Annotated in this window: 20 protein-coding genes; 1 reads left to right on the top strand and 19 read right to left on the bottom strand. The window is 42.2% G+C overall.

Features of this window, described 5'->3' with window-relative positions:
* Positions 1–86 precede the first annotated feature (86 nt).
* From MKZ26_RS01790 to MKZ26_RS01705, 18 genes are all read right to left on the bottom strand, one after another.
* Complete coding sequence (locus MKZ26_RS01790; RefSeq protein ID WP_187044995.1) at positions 87–971, bottom strand: polyprenyl synthetase family protein; 885 nt, start codon at positions 969–971, stop codon at positions 87–89.
* Positions 964–1,206: an exodeoxyribonuclease VII small subunit gene (locus MKZ26_RS01785; protein ID WP_082786596.1), complete on the bottom strand. Its 243-nt coding sequence runs from the start codon at positions 1,204–1,206 to the stop codon at positions 964–966. The genes MKZ26_RS01790 and MKZ26_RS01785 overlap by 8 nt, the downstream gene beginning before the upstream one ends.
* On the bottom strand, positions 1,207–2,562 hold the full coding sequence (gene xseA / locus MKZ26_RS01780) for an exodeoxyribonuclease VII large subunit (RefSeq protein ID WP_340764028.1): 1,356 nt from the start codon (positions 2,560–2,562) through the stop codon (positions 1,207–1,209). It lies immediately after the preceding gene.
* 72 nt (positions 2,563–2,634) lie between these two features.
* Complete coding sequence (folD, locus tag MKZ26_RS01775; protein WP_067209889.1) at positions 2,635–3,510, bottom strand: bifunctional methylenetetrahydrofolate dehydrogenase/methenyltetrahydrofolate cyclohydrolase FolD; 876 nt, start codon at positions 3,508–3,510, stop codon at positions 2,635–2,637.
* A 24-nt stretch (positions 3,511–3,534) separates the two neighbouring features.
* Complete coding sequence (gene nusB, locus MKZ26_RS01770; RefSeq protein WP_067209891.1) at positions 3,535–3,915, bottom strand: transcription antitermination factor NusB; 381 nt, start codon at positions 3,913–3,915, stop codon at positions 3,535–3,537.
* A gap of 114 nt (positions 3,916–4,029) precedes the next feature.
* A complete protein-coding gene (locus MKZ26_RS01765; protein ID WP_067209894.1) occupies positions 4,030–4,431 on the bottom strand; it encodes an Asp23/Gls24 family envelope stress response protein in 402 nt (133 codons plus the stop codon).
* A 17-nt stretch (positions 4,432–4,448) separates the two neighbouring features.
* Positions 4,449–5,795, bottom strand: a complete 1,347-nt coding sequence (gene accC, locus MKZ26_RS01760; protein WP_067209897.1) for an acetyl-CoA carboxylase biotin carboxylase subunit — start codon at positions 5,793–5,795, stop codon at positions 4,449–4,451.
* Between the two features lie 13 nt (positions 5,796–5,808).
* The gene (accB, locus tag MKZ26_RS01755; RefSeq protein WP_067209900.1) at positions 5,809–6,318 is read right to left on the bottom strand and encodes an acetyl-CoA carboxylase biotin carboxyl carrier protein; all 510 of its coding nucleotides are present in this window, start codon (positions 6,316–6,318) and stop codon (positions 5,809–5,811) included.
* A 389-nt stretch (positions 6,319–6,707) separates the two neighbouring features.
* Positions 6,708–7,253: a SpoIIIAH-like family protein gene (locus MKZ26_RS01750; protein WP_067209902.1), complete on the bottom strand. Its 546-nt coding sequence runs from the start codon at positions 7,251–7,253 to the stop codon at positions 6,708–6,710.
* Positions 7,240–7,710: a hypothetical protein gene (locus MKZ26_RS01745; RefSeq protein WP_187044998.1), complete on the bottom strand. Its 471-nt coding sequence runs from the start codon at positions 7,708–7,710 to the stop codon at positions 7,240–7,242. Before MKZ26_RS01745 ends, MKZ26_RS01750 begins: the two co-directional genes overlap by 14 nt.
* 22 nt (positions 7,711–7,732) lie before the next feature.
* A complete protein-coding gene (locus MKZ26_RS01740) occupies positions 7,733–7,900 on the bottom strand; it encodes a hypothetical protein (protein ID WP_156476043.1) in 168 nt (55 codons plus the stop codon).
* Between the two features lie 8 nt (positions 7,901–7,908).
* Positions 7,909–8,808, bottom strand: a complete 900-nt coding sequence (locus MKZ26_RS01735) for a stage III sporulation protein AE (RefSeq protein WP_340764027.1) — start codon at positions 8,806–8,808, stop codon at positions 7,909–7,911.
* A 15-nt stretch (positions 8,809–8,823) separates the two neighbouring features.
* On the bottom strand, positions 8,824–9,222 hold the full coding sequence (locus tag MKZ26_RS01730; RefSeq protein WP_156476044.1) for a SpoIIIAC/SpoIIIAD family protein: 399 nt from the start codon (positions 9,220–9,222) through the stop codon (positions 8,824–8,826).
* Positions 9,201–9,410 (bottom strand): SpoIIIAC/SpoIIIAD family protein, encoded by a 210-nt coding sequence (locus tag MKZ26_RS01725; RefSeq protein WP_067209912.1) that lies wholly within the window; start codon positions 9,408–9,410, stop codon positions 9,201–9,203. Before MKZ26_RS01725 ends, MKZ26_RS01730 begins: the two co-directional genes overlap by 22 nt.
* Positions 9,411–9,545: 135 nt before the next feature.
* On the bottom strand, positions 9,546–10,103 hold the full coding sequence (gene efp, locus MKZ26_RS01720; protein WP_067209913.1) for an elongation factor P: 558 nt from the start codon (positions 10,101–10,103) through the stop codon (positions 9,546–9,548).
* A 25-nt stretch (positions 10,104–10,128) separates the two neighbouring features.
* Positions 10,129–11,238 (bottom strand): M24 family metallopeptidase, encoded by a 1,110-nt coding sequence (locus MKZ26_RS01715; protein ID WP_340764026.1) that lies wholly within the window; start codon positions 11,236–11,238, stop codon positions 10,129–10,131.
* On the bottom strand, positions 11,192–11,632 hold the full coding sequence (gene aroQ, locus MKZ26_RS01710; protein ID WP_067209918.1) for a type II 3-dehydroquinate dehydratase: 441 nt from the start codon (positions 11,630–11,632) through the stop codon (positions 11,192–11,194). The genes MKZ26_RS01715 and aroQ overlap by 47 nt, the downstream gene beginning before the upstream one ends.
* Positions 11,633–11,694: 62 nt before the next feature.
* Positions 11,695–12,123 (bottom strand): hypothetical protein, encoded by a 429-nt coding sequence (locus MKZ26_RS01705; RefSeq protein ID WP_187045001.1) that lies wholly within the window; start codon positions 12,121–12,123, stop codon positions 11,695–11,697.
* A gap of 129 nt (positions 12,124–12,252) precedes the next feature.
* On the opposite strand from MKZ26_RS01705, the gene MKZ26_RS01700 reads away from it, so the two are divergent.
* The gene (locus tag MKZ26_RS01700) at positions 12,253–13,227 is read left to right on the top strand and encodes a DUF1385 domain-containing protein (RefSeq protein WP_340764025.1); all 975 of its coding nucleotides are present in this window, start codon (positions 12,253–12,255) and stop codon (positions 13,225–13,227) included.
* 54 nt (positions 13,228–13,281) lie between these two features.
* On the opposite strand, the gene MKZ26_RS01695 is transcribed toward MKZ26_RS01700, so the two are convergent.
* Positions 13,282–14,118: a lipoate--protein ligase family protein gene (locus MKZ26_RS01695; RefSeq protein ID WP_067209926.1), complete on the bottom strand. Its 837-nt coding sequence runs from the start codon at positions 14,116–14,118 to the stop codon at positions 13,282–13,284.
* Positions 14,119–14,127: the final 9 nt, after the last annotated feature.

The following is a 14,127-nucleotide window of genomic DNA, read 5'->3' as shown; positions in this document are numbered from 1 at the left end:
CACCTTCACATATTAATTGCCACGGATAATTCTGAACTGCATACATTATATCAATAAGGACGATCAGCACAACAATTTAGTTCGCTTTACGACTCTCGTTCGACGATATAATCCGCGAATAACCCTAGAAGCGGATGCTCCGCTTCCAAAAAAGCAAGAGATTCTCTTGCGGATTGGTGATGTTCTGCCAGACGTGCCATTGCACCCTCTAGACCAAGCAGTGATGGGTACGTGGACTTCTCACTTAACGCATCGCTTCCTGCAGTCTTTCCAAGTTCTTCAGTCGTAGACGTGATATCTAAAATATCGTCCTGTATTTGAAATGCGAGTCCAATATGGTAAGCAAAGTCTTTCAACTTTGCAGACTTTTCTTCATCTAAACCGGCTAATATGGCACCAGCACCAATACAAAATGACAATAAAGCCCCTGTTTTATTTACATGTATTGTTTCAAGCTCCGATAAAGAAACGCTTTTTGTCTCGCCTTCAATATCAAGCATTTGTCCGCCGACCATTCCTGTCGCTCCAGAAGCGTCCGATAGTAAACGGATGATTCGAATAGTGTCTTGCGCGGATGTATCTGATAAGTGAGTTAAACTTCCAAATGCCAGCGTCTGTAGAGCATCTCCTGCAAGTACAGCAACCCCTTCCCCATACACGATATGGTTCGTCGGTTTACCGCGCCTAAAATTATCATCATCCATACATGGCAAATCGTCGTGAATGAGGGAATACGTGTGCAGCAATTCAGCAGCACAAGCTACCGTCAAAGCATCTTTAGATTCCACGCCAAGATCTTCGAGCGTGGCTAGAACGAGGAGAGGTCGGATCCTTTTTCCACCGGCATTGATTGAATAGGCCATCGAGGATTTCAATGTTTCAGATACATTCGTAGCCGCAAGCAAGCTATTCAATTTGGCATCGATAATAGGTAATTTTTTTGTGATGAATTGTTGTAATTCCTTATGCATTCGACTCAGAACCTTTCGCCGGATCAAATTCTGCCTTATTGCCATCTTTGTCGATAATGGAAATGAGCTGTTTTTCAGCATCCTGTAATTTCCCGTGGCAATAAGCGGATAGTTCCATCCCTTTTTTGTAAAGTGTAATTGCATCCTCAAGTGGTACGTCCCCTGTTTCAAGCTTTTGGACAACTTCCTCTAAGTTAAGCATCGCTTCTTCAAAGCGGATTGGCTCTTTTCCCAATTAAATTTCCTCCCCTTCATGCAATGTAATCTTTTGGACCGTCGCTTCTACGGTTCCATCTTGCAAGCGTATTTGAATGTTTCCACCAACCTCTAACGATTTAGCAGAATTGGCAACTTCGTTGTTCTGATAAACAATCGAATAGCCACGCTCCATAATAGTAAGTGGGTTAAGTGCCTTCAGCATACGAACAGATGCATGGAAACGATCACTTTGTATGCGAACGTCTTGATGAACTCCCCTAGTCAAACGTTCCGTGAGTGCCGCTATATTCCTGTGACCTTCTTTGATTCGCTGTTCAGGCGAGAAAGTAGACAGCATACTATTTAACCTTTGGTATTGGGATAGCCGGTAGCCTGTAATATCTTGTCCGCTTCGTAAGAGTCTGCCCTCAAGTCCAATCAATCTATCAGTGAACGGACGATAAAGACGCTCTGGAAATTGAAGTGGATAGGATGTTTGTAAGCTTATAAGATGTTTGCGTTCATTTTTTATCTGATTGGAAAGTGAATTATAAATAGCACGTTTCCGGTCCAATAGCCTTTCAAACAACTCATCACGTGCAGGAACGGCCATTTCAGCTGCTGCTGTCGGAGTAGGTGCCCTTCTGTCCGAGACAAAATCGGCAATAGTCGTGTCGGTTTCATGCCCGACAGCGCTGATAACCGGAAGTCGGCAAGAAAAGATTGCTCGTGCTACCGACTCTTCATTGAACGCCCATAGGTCTTCTATAGAACCCCCGCCGCGTCCAACGATGAGAACATCGATGGAACCATATGTATCTGCCTGTTCGATTGATTTGACAATGGAAGGTGCGGCTTGCGGTCCCTGAACAATCGCAGGAAACAAAATGATTTCTGCAAGTGGATAACGTCTTTCAATTGTTGAACAGATATCTTGAATTGCGGCGCCAGATTGCGCCGTAACTACACCGATTTTAGTTGGAAACAAAGGTAGCGGTCTTTTCCAACGCGCATCGAACAATCCTTCTTTCCCCAGACTCTCTTTCAATTGTTCAAACGCGAGATAAAGCGCACCGATACCATCAGGTTGCATTGATTGGACATATAATTGATAGTTTCCGCTCGTTTCAAAAACTGTTACATCGCCTGTAATCAGTACGTTCATGCCATTTTCAGGCTTAAATTTAAGACTTGATGCGCTAGAACGGAACATCGCTGACTGGATCCTACTTTTTTCATCTTTCAAGGTGAAGTATATATGTCCGCTCGGATGACTTTTAACGTTCGACAGTTCCCCTTTAACAAATACATTACGTAAATGGGGATCTGCATCGAACTTCCGTTTAATGTATTTCGTTAATGCTTGTACAGACAAGTGTGGGTGTCCGGCCAACAGTCCCGCCTCCCGTTTCTTGACGTATAGAAACGCTGTCTTTTCAATGAAAAACAGCGTCCGTCCGGTTTTTTATAGTTGTTGTGAACATCTTCCCTCTGCAGAAGCCTGTTCTGCACTATGAAGTGTGTTTTTCAGTAACATCGTAATTGTCATCGGACCTACCCCACCTGGAACCGGTGTAATAGCTGAAGCTTTCGTTTTTGCCGATTCGAAATCGACGTCTCCGCATAATTTACCATTCTCATCGCGGTTCATACCAACATCTATAACGACAGCGCCTTCTTTAATGTGCTCATCTGTGATGAACTTTGTCTTGCCAATTGCGACAATGAGAATATCAGCCTGTTTCGTAAATGAAGCTAAATCCTTGGTTTTAGAATGACAGTATGTGACTGTCGCATCGCGCTGTAAAAGCAATTGACCCATCGGTTTTCCGACAATGTTACTGCGTCCAACGATAACAGCATGCTTACCGCTGATTTCAGTATCTGTTCGTTCGAGGAGTTTGATGATACCGTATGGCGTGCATGATAGAAATGCTTTTTGACCAATAATCATTTTCCCAACATTTTCAGGATGGAATCCATCTACATCTTTTGTCGGGTCAATTGCACTGATGACTAGGTTTTCGTCAATATGGTCGGGTAACGGAAGCTGAACCAGAATACCATGAATTGAATCATCATTATTCAGCCGTGTGACATGATCGAGTAACTCCTTTTCGGATACTGTGACTGGAAGTTCAATCAGTTCCGATTTCATGCCCACTTCCGAACTTGATTTCTGCTTGTTCCTAACATATGTACGGGAAGCTTGGTTTTCACCAACAAGAACGACCGCAAGCCCCGGCTGACAACCGTGCTCTTTCAAAGCAGTTACTCTTTCCTTGATTTCGTCTCTGATTTCTTGCCCGATTACTTTTCCATCAATCAGTTTTCCAGTCATCATGATACCTCCAAATGGTTTCAATTATTTTTCTTCAAACTTGGATAATACACCGTTCACAAAACGGCCTGATTTTTCATCGCCGAATATTTTACATAGCTCGATTGCCTCATTCAAAACCACTCTATGTGGTACTTCCTCATTGAACAGCAATTCATAAACTGCGATTCTCAAAACAGTCCGCTCAATTTTCGGAAGTCGGTCCAATGACCAGTGTTCCAGTTTTCCTGTGAGGACCTCATCTATTGCTTCTTTATTTTGCACAGTTCCCCGTACAAGCTGTTCATAAAAACGATTTGCTGGTTCTTCAACAATGTAGTTAATTGCTTCATCTACACTTAATTCTGTATTATCAAGTTGAAAAAGGGTTTGTACTGCTTTTTCACGTGCTTCTCTTCGTTTCATCTTCTTATTCTCCTCCACTACCATGTCTCTAGGGCATTATCATAGCATAAACAGGTTGCCGGATACAGTAAGACAAGTTGAAAAGCATCATCCGGCTGGACGATGCTTTTCAGATCATTCCGTTTCCGCTCCAGCCTCAAACTGGATCCCTGTAATATGGACATTGACTTCTTTCGTTTCAAGGGAAGTCATGTGGAAAATTGCATGACGAATTTGCTTTTGGATATCCACGGCAATGGCAGGTACAGAATAGCCGTATTCGACAACGCAATATACGTCAATCGTCAGACCCTCTTCAGACCATTCCGTTTTGACCCCTTTCCCATGGTTCACTTTACCGAACTTTTCCGCAACTCCTGTAGCAAAGTTTCCTCTTGTATTCGCGACGCCTTTTACTTCCGTCGTCGCAATTCCGATAATCACTTCAAGAACTTCGGGAGCAAGCTGGACACGTCCGAGCTCACCATCCCCCGCCGGAGCCATCCCGACGAATGTTGGAATTGTTTTATCAGTCATTCCAAGTCCCCTCCCTTTCAGTTCATAATCGTGTATCTTTCAAGAAATTTCGTATCGAAATCTCCAGATTTGAAGACTTCATTATCCATAAGCTTCAAGTGGAACGGAATAGTTGTTTCGACACCCTCAATGATAAATTCATCAAGTGCACGTTTCATCCTAGCTACCGCTTCTTCCCTTGTATCTGCATGAACAATTAGTTTCGCAACCATCGAATCGTAAAACGGCGGGATTGAATAGCCCGTATACATGGCAGAATCTACCCGAACACCAAAGCCGCCTGGAGGCATGTACATAGTTACTTTCCCCGGTGAAGGCATAAAGTTTTTCGAAGGATTTTCTGCGTTGATGCGGCATTCAATTGACCAGCCATTGATTTTAATATCTTCTTGGCGATAGGCAAGTTTTTCACCCGACGCAATTTTCAGTTGCTGTTGAACCAAATCAATTCCTGTAATCATCTCTGTAATCGTGTGTTCTACTTGGATTCGCGTATTCATTTCCATGAAGTAGAATTTTTGATTGATATGATCGAAAATGAATTCAACTGTTCCAGCACCCTCGTAATTGACAGCTTCTGCCGCTTTGACCGCCGCGTCACCTACTGCTAATCTCAGTTCAGGTGTCAGAGCTGGTGATGGCCCTTCTTCAACAAGCTTTTGCATTCTGCGCTGAATCGAACAATCACGTTCTCCTAAATGAATTGTATTACCATATTTATCAGCAAGTATTTGAACTTCGATATGGCGGAACACTTCAATAAACTTCTCAATGTAGACTCCAGGATTGCCAAAAGCAGCAGCAGCCTCTTTTTGAGTGATTTTGATTCCATTGATTAATTCTTCAGCGTCCCTTGCAACACGAATTCCTTTACCGCCGCCGCCTGCTGTAGCTTTGATGATAACTGGAAAACCGATTTCTTCAGCGATTCGGAGACCATCTTGTTCATCAGCAACGATTCCAGTAGAACCTGGAACAATTGGCACACCTGCTTCTCGCATTGTTTCACGTGCTACGTCTTTCGTACCCATACGTGAAATATTGTCCGAAGTAGGTCCAATAAATTCAATGTTAACCTCTTCACATAGTTCGGCGAAACTCGCATTTTCCGCTAGGAAACCATATCCCGGATGAATTCCATCGCAACCAGTTAGTTTTGCAACACTGATGATATTTGAAAAATTTAGGTAGCTGTCTTTAGATAATTTTGGACCGACGCAATAAGCTTCATCTGCTAATTCGACATGAAGAGCTTCCTGATCAGCTTCTGAATAAACCGCGACTGTTTTCATACCAAGTTCTTTACAAGCCCTGATAATACGTACGGCAATTTCACCGCGATTAGCTATTAAAACCTTCTTCATTTTTCATTCCTCCTTAATTAGCTCTTACAAGGAAGAGAGGTTGTCCGTATTCAACGAGCTGACCGTCTTTTACGAGAATCTCAACGATTTCCCCTGAAACTTCCGCTTCAATTTCATTGAATAGCTTCATTGCTTCTACGATGCACACGATAGCTTCCGATTTCACGCTATCACCTTTTTGTACATAAGCTGGTACATCAGGGGACGATGCTGAATAGAATGTTCCAACCATCGGTGATGTAATTTTGTGCAGCGATGGATCTTCCACTTGTACTTCAACAACGGGTACAACTGGTGTTACCTGTTGAGGAGCAATTACTTCTTCTGTTCTCTGAACTTGCTCAGCAGAAACTCCCTGTTGAACAGATTGTTCTTGTTCGACAACTGTTGTAGCTACTGCAGCTTGTGCCGCACTACCTTTTTTTAATACGAGTTTTGCACCATCTGATTCATAAGTGAATTTTTCAATTGAAGATTGATCAATTAGTTTAATAATTTCACGGATTTCTTGAATTTTTAGCATGATCGATTCTCCTGACTCCATTATAATTATGTTCTTTAACTATTTTAGCTGTTTTCGTCCCATATTGAAATAGATAATGGTTATTTACATTAAAGTTTGCTGTTAAAGAACAAAAGCATAGGCGTATGTTTAGCCCCGATATGTAGGAGGGATGCAGTTCAGTCTCACCCGGAAGGCCAGTAGGCAAAGGCCTAAAGTGACAGAGGAAGGTAGTTTAATTCCGCGACATCCTGTTGCAATAGCTGCATGACCCACGTCGTGTGGGCCAAGGGATAGGCGCTGGAGTCTAGACGTAAAATCTCTACGTTACAACTTCTCCACAGTACGAGATTTTATTATCTCCTATATAATAAAAAAAAGACCCTATCTAGGGCCTTCATTTTCCATATTCATTCCATGTCACCAGTAAAAGTAATATTCACTGCTTTTGCGTCTTTCCAGCTCGTCATGACGTAATGAGTAATCTCTTCCGCCATTTTAGATGAATGACCTTCGTTGGAAAGGACAGTAATTTTCACTGCACCGTCTTCATTGTAGACAAATGCTTCAGGATATCCCATTGCTTTAATTTGTAATTCCATTAGCGCCTCAGCCGATTCGCGTTTAGTCAGCTGACCCATCTCTTCGTACACCTTGTTTTTTTCTTCGGCTGTATCAGACGTTAATATTTTAGACAACAATTGCTCCCCAATTTTGCTTCGTTCATCACGGATCTGCATTCGCATTTCTTCGAACACAACTGCTTCTGCGAAGACTGGTTGTGTTTTTTCTGCATCATTCGAGTTTTCGACCAGTTGTACAGCGCTTTCTGAGTCTTTAAAAATGTTGATTCCATCGAACGGCATTGGTGATTTTTCCTTGATGTAATAGATGGAAATGACTGCAACTAGACTGAGCAATGTTAAAAACCATACTGTTCTTTTATTCGTTCTCATTAGTGTTCCCCCTATTATTCATTTTAGCGATGACAATTCGATGTTCGGGCAGCTGGAGGACGGTTGACAGGATCTTCGATAGTTCGTTTTGAATTTTGAAGTCTTCCGCACCTTCCGCAACGACAAGAACGCCTTGTAGCTCACTTCCCTTTTTAGCCGATGCAGTGGACGTTGAAAAGTAATCGGTTAGCTGATTAGTAGACTCCCTATTTTCATAATGGAAATATAACGAAATTTCCCCGATCCCTTCAATTTTCATCAGCGCCTCTTGTAGTGCTGCAAATTCCCCGCTCTCCTCCCTCTTTCCCTTCTCCCCCCCGATGACCCCAAGACTAGAATTGATGAAAATGATGACCAGGAGAACAATCGTCCCGAGGAGGATCGTATGGGTTTTCCTTGTTGGTTTGTGCATATTATCACCATTTCCACTCATTGTGCCGCTTGTACGACCTGTCATCAATGAATCATTTTATGCAGTTTCATAGAAGGCTATGACCAAAAATCTTGAAGAATGATTGAATCATCCAAATGCCCATAGCGAGTTTAACAATTGGCAGGAAATTTTCTTCTGTTTCATTTGGAAATAACAACAGAATTGTTGAAGCCAAAAGGGTGATAAGAAGAACACCTATTAAAAAAGACTCCATTCCACGCCTCATTTCATCGTAGTAATCAACTTCACAAGGATTATTGAAAAAAGTGCAGTATAGATAAACGCAAAAGCTATTAAAAAAGAAACAGCACATAACACAAATAACGTTCTCCCAATATCATCCAAAATTCCAGTGATATCTTCATTCGCAAATGGTTCAATGAGTGCTGCGGTCCATCTGTAGAAAAACGCGGTTAGGAGTGTTTTAAACGATGGAATGAGTGCAACAGTCCAAATTGCCGATATAAGCCAACCTCCAGCGAAAACACTCGCCCCCGACGAATAGCGACCCATCGTTCCCATGCTTTCGGTCATAAATGAACCAATAAGAGGGACGTTTTGACGTATCAGCTCTTTAATAGGTTCGCTCGCTAGCCCAGTGAGCGCCCAAGTCATCGTGCCTCCCACGGTTATAAAAATGGAGTAAGCTGCAACGACGGCCGAAACCGTTCCCAGAAGGGTCGTCCGAATTAAATCTGCCATTTTAGTAAACGGAACGGCCGGTAGTATCCTAGATACAAGATCTAAGATAAGTGCAGCTGTTAAAAGTGGTATCAGTACTTTCTCCGTGAGGACAATTGCACCATTTGCAAATAACAGCATTGCAGGCTGAAAGTTCAGCATACTGAATGCTCCACCCGCAGCAACCATGCTGGCAGTCAATATCGGATAAATAGAAATGAACATCATCGATATCGAGTTTGCAATATCACGAATGAGAGTTAGATGTTCAAATGCGGGTTGCAATACAACCGTTACAACAATAAATATCAAAATCATCCTCGTCCATTTTGCAAACGATGGAAACAAAAAATCTACCAACAATGCCATAAAAGTTGCAATGATGATAATGACAAAGCTTGACAATACGGTTCCGAGTATCGATTCTATAAAAGAAATCATGGATGCCCCGCCTGTTCATTTTGTAATGAGTTTTGAAAGGATTTCGATTAATGCGGACGTCTGCTGCATCCACAAAGTCAGTATGACAATTTTTACAGCGAAATGAGCTACTGCGGCAAGTGAGCCGTATCCTGCCTCTTCGATATGTTTTGCGATGAGCTCAGAGACATAAAACAGAATGGCACTGCCGATTAATAATTTTGCAAATGGATCTGGTAATGGTTCAAACAAAGCGACAAAATATTTTCCGAACGGAAAGACGATTGTATTAAGCAGGTGGAAGAGAAAATAGAAAAAAATAGATGCATACAAAATTGGTTGCAATTTAGGTACAGTAAATGAAATGAGGAGGAGAATAAGGAAGACAACAATTAACTGAATTAAGGTTAACATCAGACTGACATCGACAACCACTGGAAAAACTCCGTGATTTCAGTGAAGAAAATCTTCAGGAAGCGGAGCATTTCAGCAGTGATATAGATATAAGCGATGAAAAAAAGAAAAAAGGAAAACTCTTTCCTGCCAGTTTGTTCGAAAAAGATATGCAGAAAACCGATGACTAATCCGATACCGGCAACGCGTAGCAAATCATTTAATTCCATCCGGTATTCCCCCCATTGCACTATCCTATGTCCAGGGGAACTGTCATATGCAAAAAAAACACCTTGCATCCGATTTGGAATGCAAGGTGTTTTTTGAGTTTTCATAAAGTAAACTGGCAAAAGAACGATTCTTCCTTATGCGCGAGAAACGTATTCAGATTCCACTGTGTTGATAATAAGTTTATCTCCGATGTTAACGAAGAATGGCACTTGAACTACAACGCCAGTTTCCATTTTAGCTGGTTTAGAACCACCGCTCGCTGTATCGCCTTTAATACCCGGCTCAGTTTCTGCAACTTCAAGGACAACTGTTACAGGTAGTTCAACACCAAGTACTTCATCTTTAAACAAGATAACATGAACTTCCATATTTTCTTTTAGGAACTTCAATTCGTCTTCAATCTGCTTCTCTGGAAGTTCAATCTGTTCGTACGATTCGTTATCCATAAAGACATGCTCGTCTCCGTTTGCATACAAATATTGCATGCGGCGGTTATCAATTTGTGCTTTCGCAACTTTTTCTCCAGCACGGAACGTTTTTTCATTGACGTTGCCTGAACGTAAGTTACGCAGTTTCGAACGAACGAACGCCGCGCCTTTACCTGGTTTAACGTGTTGGAAATCCATTACGCGCCAAATATCCCCGTCAAATTCGATTGTTAATCCTGTTTTAAAGTCGTTTACTGAAATCAAGATGATTCCTCCAATTAATAATAGATTATAAGATAAGTAGTTCTTTTGTTGAATGTGTTAAACGTTCGTTACCATTTTGCGTCATAATGATATCGTCCTCGATACGGACACCGCCGATTCCAGGCAGATAGATACCTGGCTCAACTGTGACAACCATATTTGGCTCAAGTACCGTACCAGAACGGAAAGATAATGCCGGTCCTTCGTGCACTTCAAGACCGATACCATGTCCCGTTGAATGACCAAATGCTTCACCGTAGCCTTTAGATATGATGTAATCGCGTGCAATTGCATCCGCTTCTATTCCGGTCATACCCGGTTTAATCTCTTTTAAAGCAAGTTCTTGTGCTGCAAGAGTCACTGCGTAAATTTCTTTCAGTTTATCAGAAGGTTCACCGACAGCGACAGTACGCGTAATGTCAGAAATATATCCTTCATACAACGCGCCGAAATCGAGCGTAACAAGATCTCCTGATTCGATTACTTTGTCCGTTGCAACTCCATGTGGAAGTGCTCCGCGTAAACCAGATGCCACGATAATTGAGAAGGAAGATGAAGTTGCCCCTTGTTTACGCATCGCAAACTCAAGTTCATTTGAAACTTCTAATTCCGTCACGCCCGGCTTGATAAATGTACAAATATGCGTGAATGCATCATCTGCAATTTTAGCTGCTTTTTTCAAAATAGCTAGCTCATCTTCTGTTTTCACCATACGCAGTTTTTCGACGAGTCCCGAAACAGGTTTTAGCTCCGCTTCGACTTTTCCATTATATAGTTCGTAAAGACCAAATGACATATCATCTTTTTCAAAACCGATTGTCCGAAGCTTCATGTTTTTCGCTTGCTCGGCCACTTCTTCAATGATGGTAGTCGTATGCTGAACGATACGGAAGCCATTGATTTCTCGTTCCGCCTGTTCAGTATAACGGAAATCTGTAAAGAACACTGCATCGTCAGACGAGATAAGAGCAAGTCCTGCTGTCCCCGTGAAGCCAGTCATATAACGACGGTTGTACGAGTTCGTAACGAGTAGTGCATCAATGCCATTTTCTGTTAACAGTTCACGTAGTTTTGTCAATTTCACAGTTTCATACCCCTTTTCCCCGGAGAAGGAAAGCGTGGAAGGCGAGTTCATATCCGTCCGTGCCGAATCCAGCTAACTGGCCGATACAGACTGGCGCAATAACGGATGTCTCTCTGAACGGTTCACGGCTATGTATGTTCGAAATATGGATTTCGATGACAGGTACATCAACAGACGCGACAGCATCACGCAGAGCGATACTATAATGCGTAAACGCACCTGGATTGAAGACAATACCATCCAAGCCAGCGTCTTCTGCTTCATGGATTCGGTCGATTAAAGCACCCTCCCAGTTAGATTGGAAGAATGATAGTTCAACACCATGTAACAAAGCCACTTTGTCTAATTTACGTTCAACGTCTTCCAATGTTTCTGCGCCATAAATACCCGGCTCTCTCTTTCCGAGCCTGTTAAGATTGGGTCCGTTCAGAATTAGTAACTTCATCGCCACACCATTCCCCTCACCGTTGTCTATCCCATTTTATCATATCGTTCTTTTGTAGCAACTCATTTTACACTTTCATCCGAAAGTTTCTTCATAAAAACGGCCGTACCAGTAATAAACCTGAAAACTATAGCCATAACGGCAAAATATGGGAGTGATATGGATTTTATAGCTTCTAAAGGCGTTTTCGGTGAGCCAATCGTCCATTCGACTGCAAAAACAACGATAATTCCGATGATTAAGGCAGTAATAGATGGAGGAATTGACGTTGTGAATGAAACCGCAAAATAAACAATAATATATAACAATACTAGCGCTACAAAAAGCAAAGCCCACTTAATTGTGAAATGTGCCGAAGCGAACAACTGCCACTTTTTTGCCCAGCCAACAGGCGACCAGCTTATAAAATTAAATGACTGCAAAAATTTAAGTGCTATTGTGGTGAAAAAGGCGCCAATTAACGCGGTCCATATTAATGTTTTATTAATCATGAAAATCCCTCCTGTACAAAGTGTCGGGAGGTTCAGAACATTTTAAACATCATTGTGGAGTGTATGGCTGTTTTTTAGTATAATGAATTATAGGATTTAGTTGATATAAAAGAAAGCGTGGGTAAATGTATGGGAAAAGAACAACAACCTCCCGCTTACGGGGGACAAGCACTTGTCGAAGGGGTAATGTTCGGCGGTAAAAATCATACTGTGGCGGCAATTAGACGGAAGGACGATACAATCGATTACTTCCATCTGCCTAAAGAAAAGAATAGTGTTCGGATGAAACTGAAAAAAATCCCATTTGTTCGGGGGATAGTTGCATTAATCGAATCCGCTGGCGTCGGATCGCGGCATTTAACATTTTCAAGCGAACGGTACGATGTAATGCCGGGAGAAGAAATAGAAAAGGAAGAAGAGACTTCAAAATTAGCGATGGTTCTTGGTGTCGCTGCGGTCGGAGTATTATCTCTGCTTTTCGGGAAATTTATTTTCACACTTATCCCAGTTTTTCTTGCACAAGCATTGCAGTTTTTTGCTCCAGGGAAAACTGCCCAAATTTTACTTGAAAGTTTGTTCAAACTTATTTTGCTACTGACGTATGTTTCCCTCATCTCGATGACTCCCCTTATTAAACGGGTATTCCAATATCACGGGGCTGAGCATAAAGTAATCAACGCATATGAAAATAAATTGCCCATGACAGTCGAAAATGTTCAGGCACAGTCAAGACTTCATTTCCGTTGCGGCAGTAGTTTCATGCTATTCACTGTAATTGTTGGGATGTTTGTCTACTTCCTCGTGCCGACCGACCCATTTTGGTTACGCATTGTGAACCGGATTCTTCTTATTCCGGTTGTGCTTGGTATTTCTTTCGAGGTTTTACAATTAACAAACTCCCTTCGTAACGTTCCAGTACTGAAATATTTAGGTTATCCTGGATTGTGGCTTCAGTTATTGACGACAAAAGATCCGGACGACAAGCAAGTAGAAGTTGCAATTGCTTCATTCGAAAGATTGTTAGAGATTGAAGAGCATGGCGCTGTGGCTATGGAAGTTGTAACGAAGAGCGATTCTGAAACAGAAACTGTTCCTGTAACTTAAGAAAAGCGGAAGCTGCCGATTATGGCTACTTCCGCTTTTTCATTTAATTAGGTATTATTTCTTAAATGTCCAGTCGTCATTTGCATATTTAGTACGTTCAATTTCAAAGACATATTGGAGCTGTTGCTCTGTTAATTCCATAGGTTCCAGTTCCATATCGAGCGCTAATTCAAATCCTTTTGAAAACGCGTCCGCACATTCGCTAACGGTCACTGGACGGTCAACCAATCGATCGATCGCCACCGCTTTCTCAGGCAAGCTTGTACGCATTTGTTCACGCTGCACTTCTGACTTGAATGTAAAAAGGGAAACGAGCTTATCCACATCCAGACTTAGAAGTATCGCACCGTGTTGCAAAATGACACCTTTCTGTCTCGTCTGCGCACTGCCAGCCACTTTCTTTCCTTCAACAACCAGTTCATACCAACTAGGCGCATCAAAACACACGGCGCTTTTTGGTTTTTTTAAATCATCGCTCTGTTGCGCCGTTTGTGGCACTGAAAATGTTGCATCCAGCCCAAGATTACGGAACCCTTCAAGCACCCCACCCGAGATAACGCGGTATGCTTCCGTAACCGTTTCAGGCATATTCGGATAACTTTCACTGACAATTACGCTGTATGTAAGTTCATGTTCATGGAGAACGCCTCTTCCTCCAGTAGGTCGCCTGACGAAACCAAGACCATGTTTTTTCACTTCATCCAAATTTATTTCTTTTTCAACACTTTGAAAATAACCAATCGACAGTGTCGCCGGCTCCCATTCATAAAATCGAAGCACTGGACCAATTTCCCCTTTACTATGCCATTCCAGCAATGCTTCGTCGAGCGCCATGTTGAACGAAGCGCGGCATTTCCCTGAATTAATGAAGTGCCAAACCTTTTTCCCCATCCGAATTCC

The sequence above is a fragment of the Sporosarcina sp. FSL K6-6792 genome (assembly GCF_038004885.1).
GTDB lineage: Bacteria > Bacillota > Bacilli > Bacillales_A > Planococcaceae > Sporosarcina > Sporosarcina psychrophila.
Note: the sequence above shows the minus strand (reverse complement) of the source record. Positions and strands in the feature narration are given on the sequence as shown.

Bases quoted from the DNA above. Each gene is read 5' to 3' on its own strand.
- MKZ26_RS01790 (WP_187044995.1), bottom strand. From the start codon at position 971: ATGCATAAGGAATTACAACAATTCATCACAAAAAAATTACCTATTATC.
- folD (WP_067209889.1), bottom strand. From the start codon at position 3,510: ATGACTGGAAAACTGATTGATGGAAAAGTAATCGGGCAAGAAATCAGA.
- nusB (WP_067209891.1), bottom strand. From the start codon at position 3,915: ATGAAACGAAGAGAAGCACGTGAAAAAGCAGTACAAACCCTTTTTCAA.
- MKZ26_RS01765 (WP_067209894.1), bottom strand. From the start codon at position 4,431: ATGACTGATAAAACAATTCCAACATTCGTCGGGATGGCTCCGGCGGGG.
- accC (WP_067209897.1), bottom strand. From the start codon at position 5,795: ATGAAGAAGGTTTTAATAGCTAATCGCGGTGAAATTGCCGTACGTATT.
- accB (WP_067209900.1), bottom strand. From the start codon at position 6,318: ATGCTAAAAATTCAAGAAATCCGTGAAATTATTAAACTAATTGATCAA.
- MKZ26_RS01750 (WP_067209902.1), bottom strand. From the start codon at position 7,253: ATGAGAACGAATAAAAGAACAGTATGGTTTTTAACATTGCTCAGTCTA.
- MKZ26_RS01745 (WP_187044998.1), bottom strand. From the start codon at position 7,710: ATGACAGGTCGTACAAGCGGCACAATGAGTGGAAATGGTGATAATATG.
- MKZ26_RS01740 (WP_156476043.1), bottom strand. From the start codon at position 7,900: ATGGAGTCTTTTTTAATAGGTGTTCTTCTTATCACCCTTTTGGCTTCA.
- MKZ26_RS01735 (WP_340764027.1), bottom strand. From the start codon at position 8,808: ATGATTTCTTTTATAGAATCGATACTCGGAACCGTATTGTCAAGCTTT.
- MKZ26_RS01725 (WP_067209912.1), bottom strand. From the start codon at position 9,410: ATGGAATTAAATGATTTGCTACGCGTTGCCGGTATCGGATTAGTCATC.
- MKZ26_RS01715 (WP_340764026.1), bottom strand. From the start codon at position 11,238: ATGAACTCGCCTTCCACGCTTTCCTTCTCCGGGGAAAAGGGGTATGAA.
- aroQ (WP_067209918.1), bottom strand. From the start codon at position 11,632: ATGAAGTTACTAATTCTGAACGGACCCAATCTTAACAGGCTCGGAAAG.
- MKZ26_RS01705 (WP_187045001.1), bottom strand. From the start codon at position 12,123: ATGATTAATAAAACATTAATATGGACCGCGTTAATTGGCGCCTTTTTC.
- MKZ26_RS01700 (WP_340764025.1), top strand. From the start codon at position 12,253: ATGGGAAAAGAACAACAACCTCCCGCTTACGGGGGACAAGCACTTGTC.
- MKZ26_RS01695 (WP_067209926.1), bottom strand. From the start codon at position 14,118: ATGGGGAAAAAGGTTTGGCACTTCATTAATTCAGGGAAATGCCGCGCT.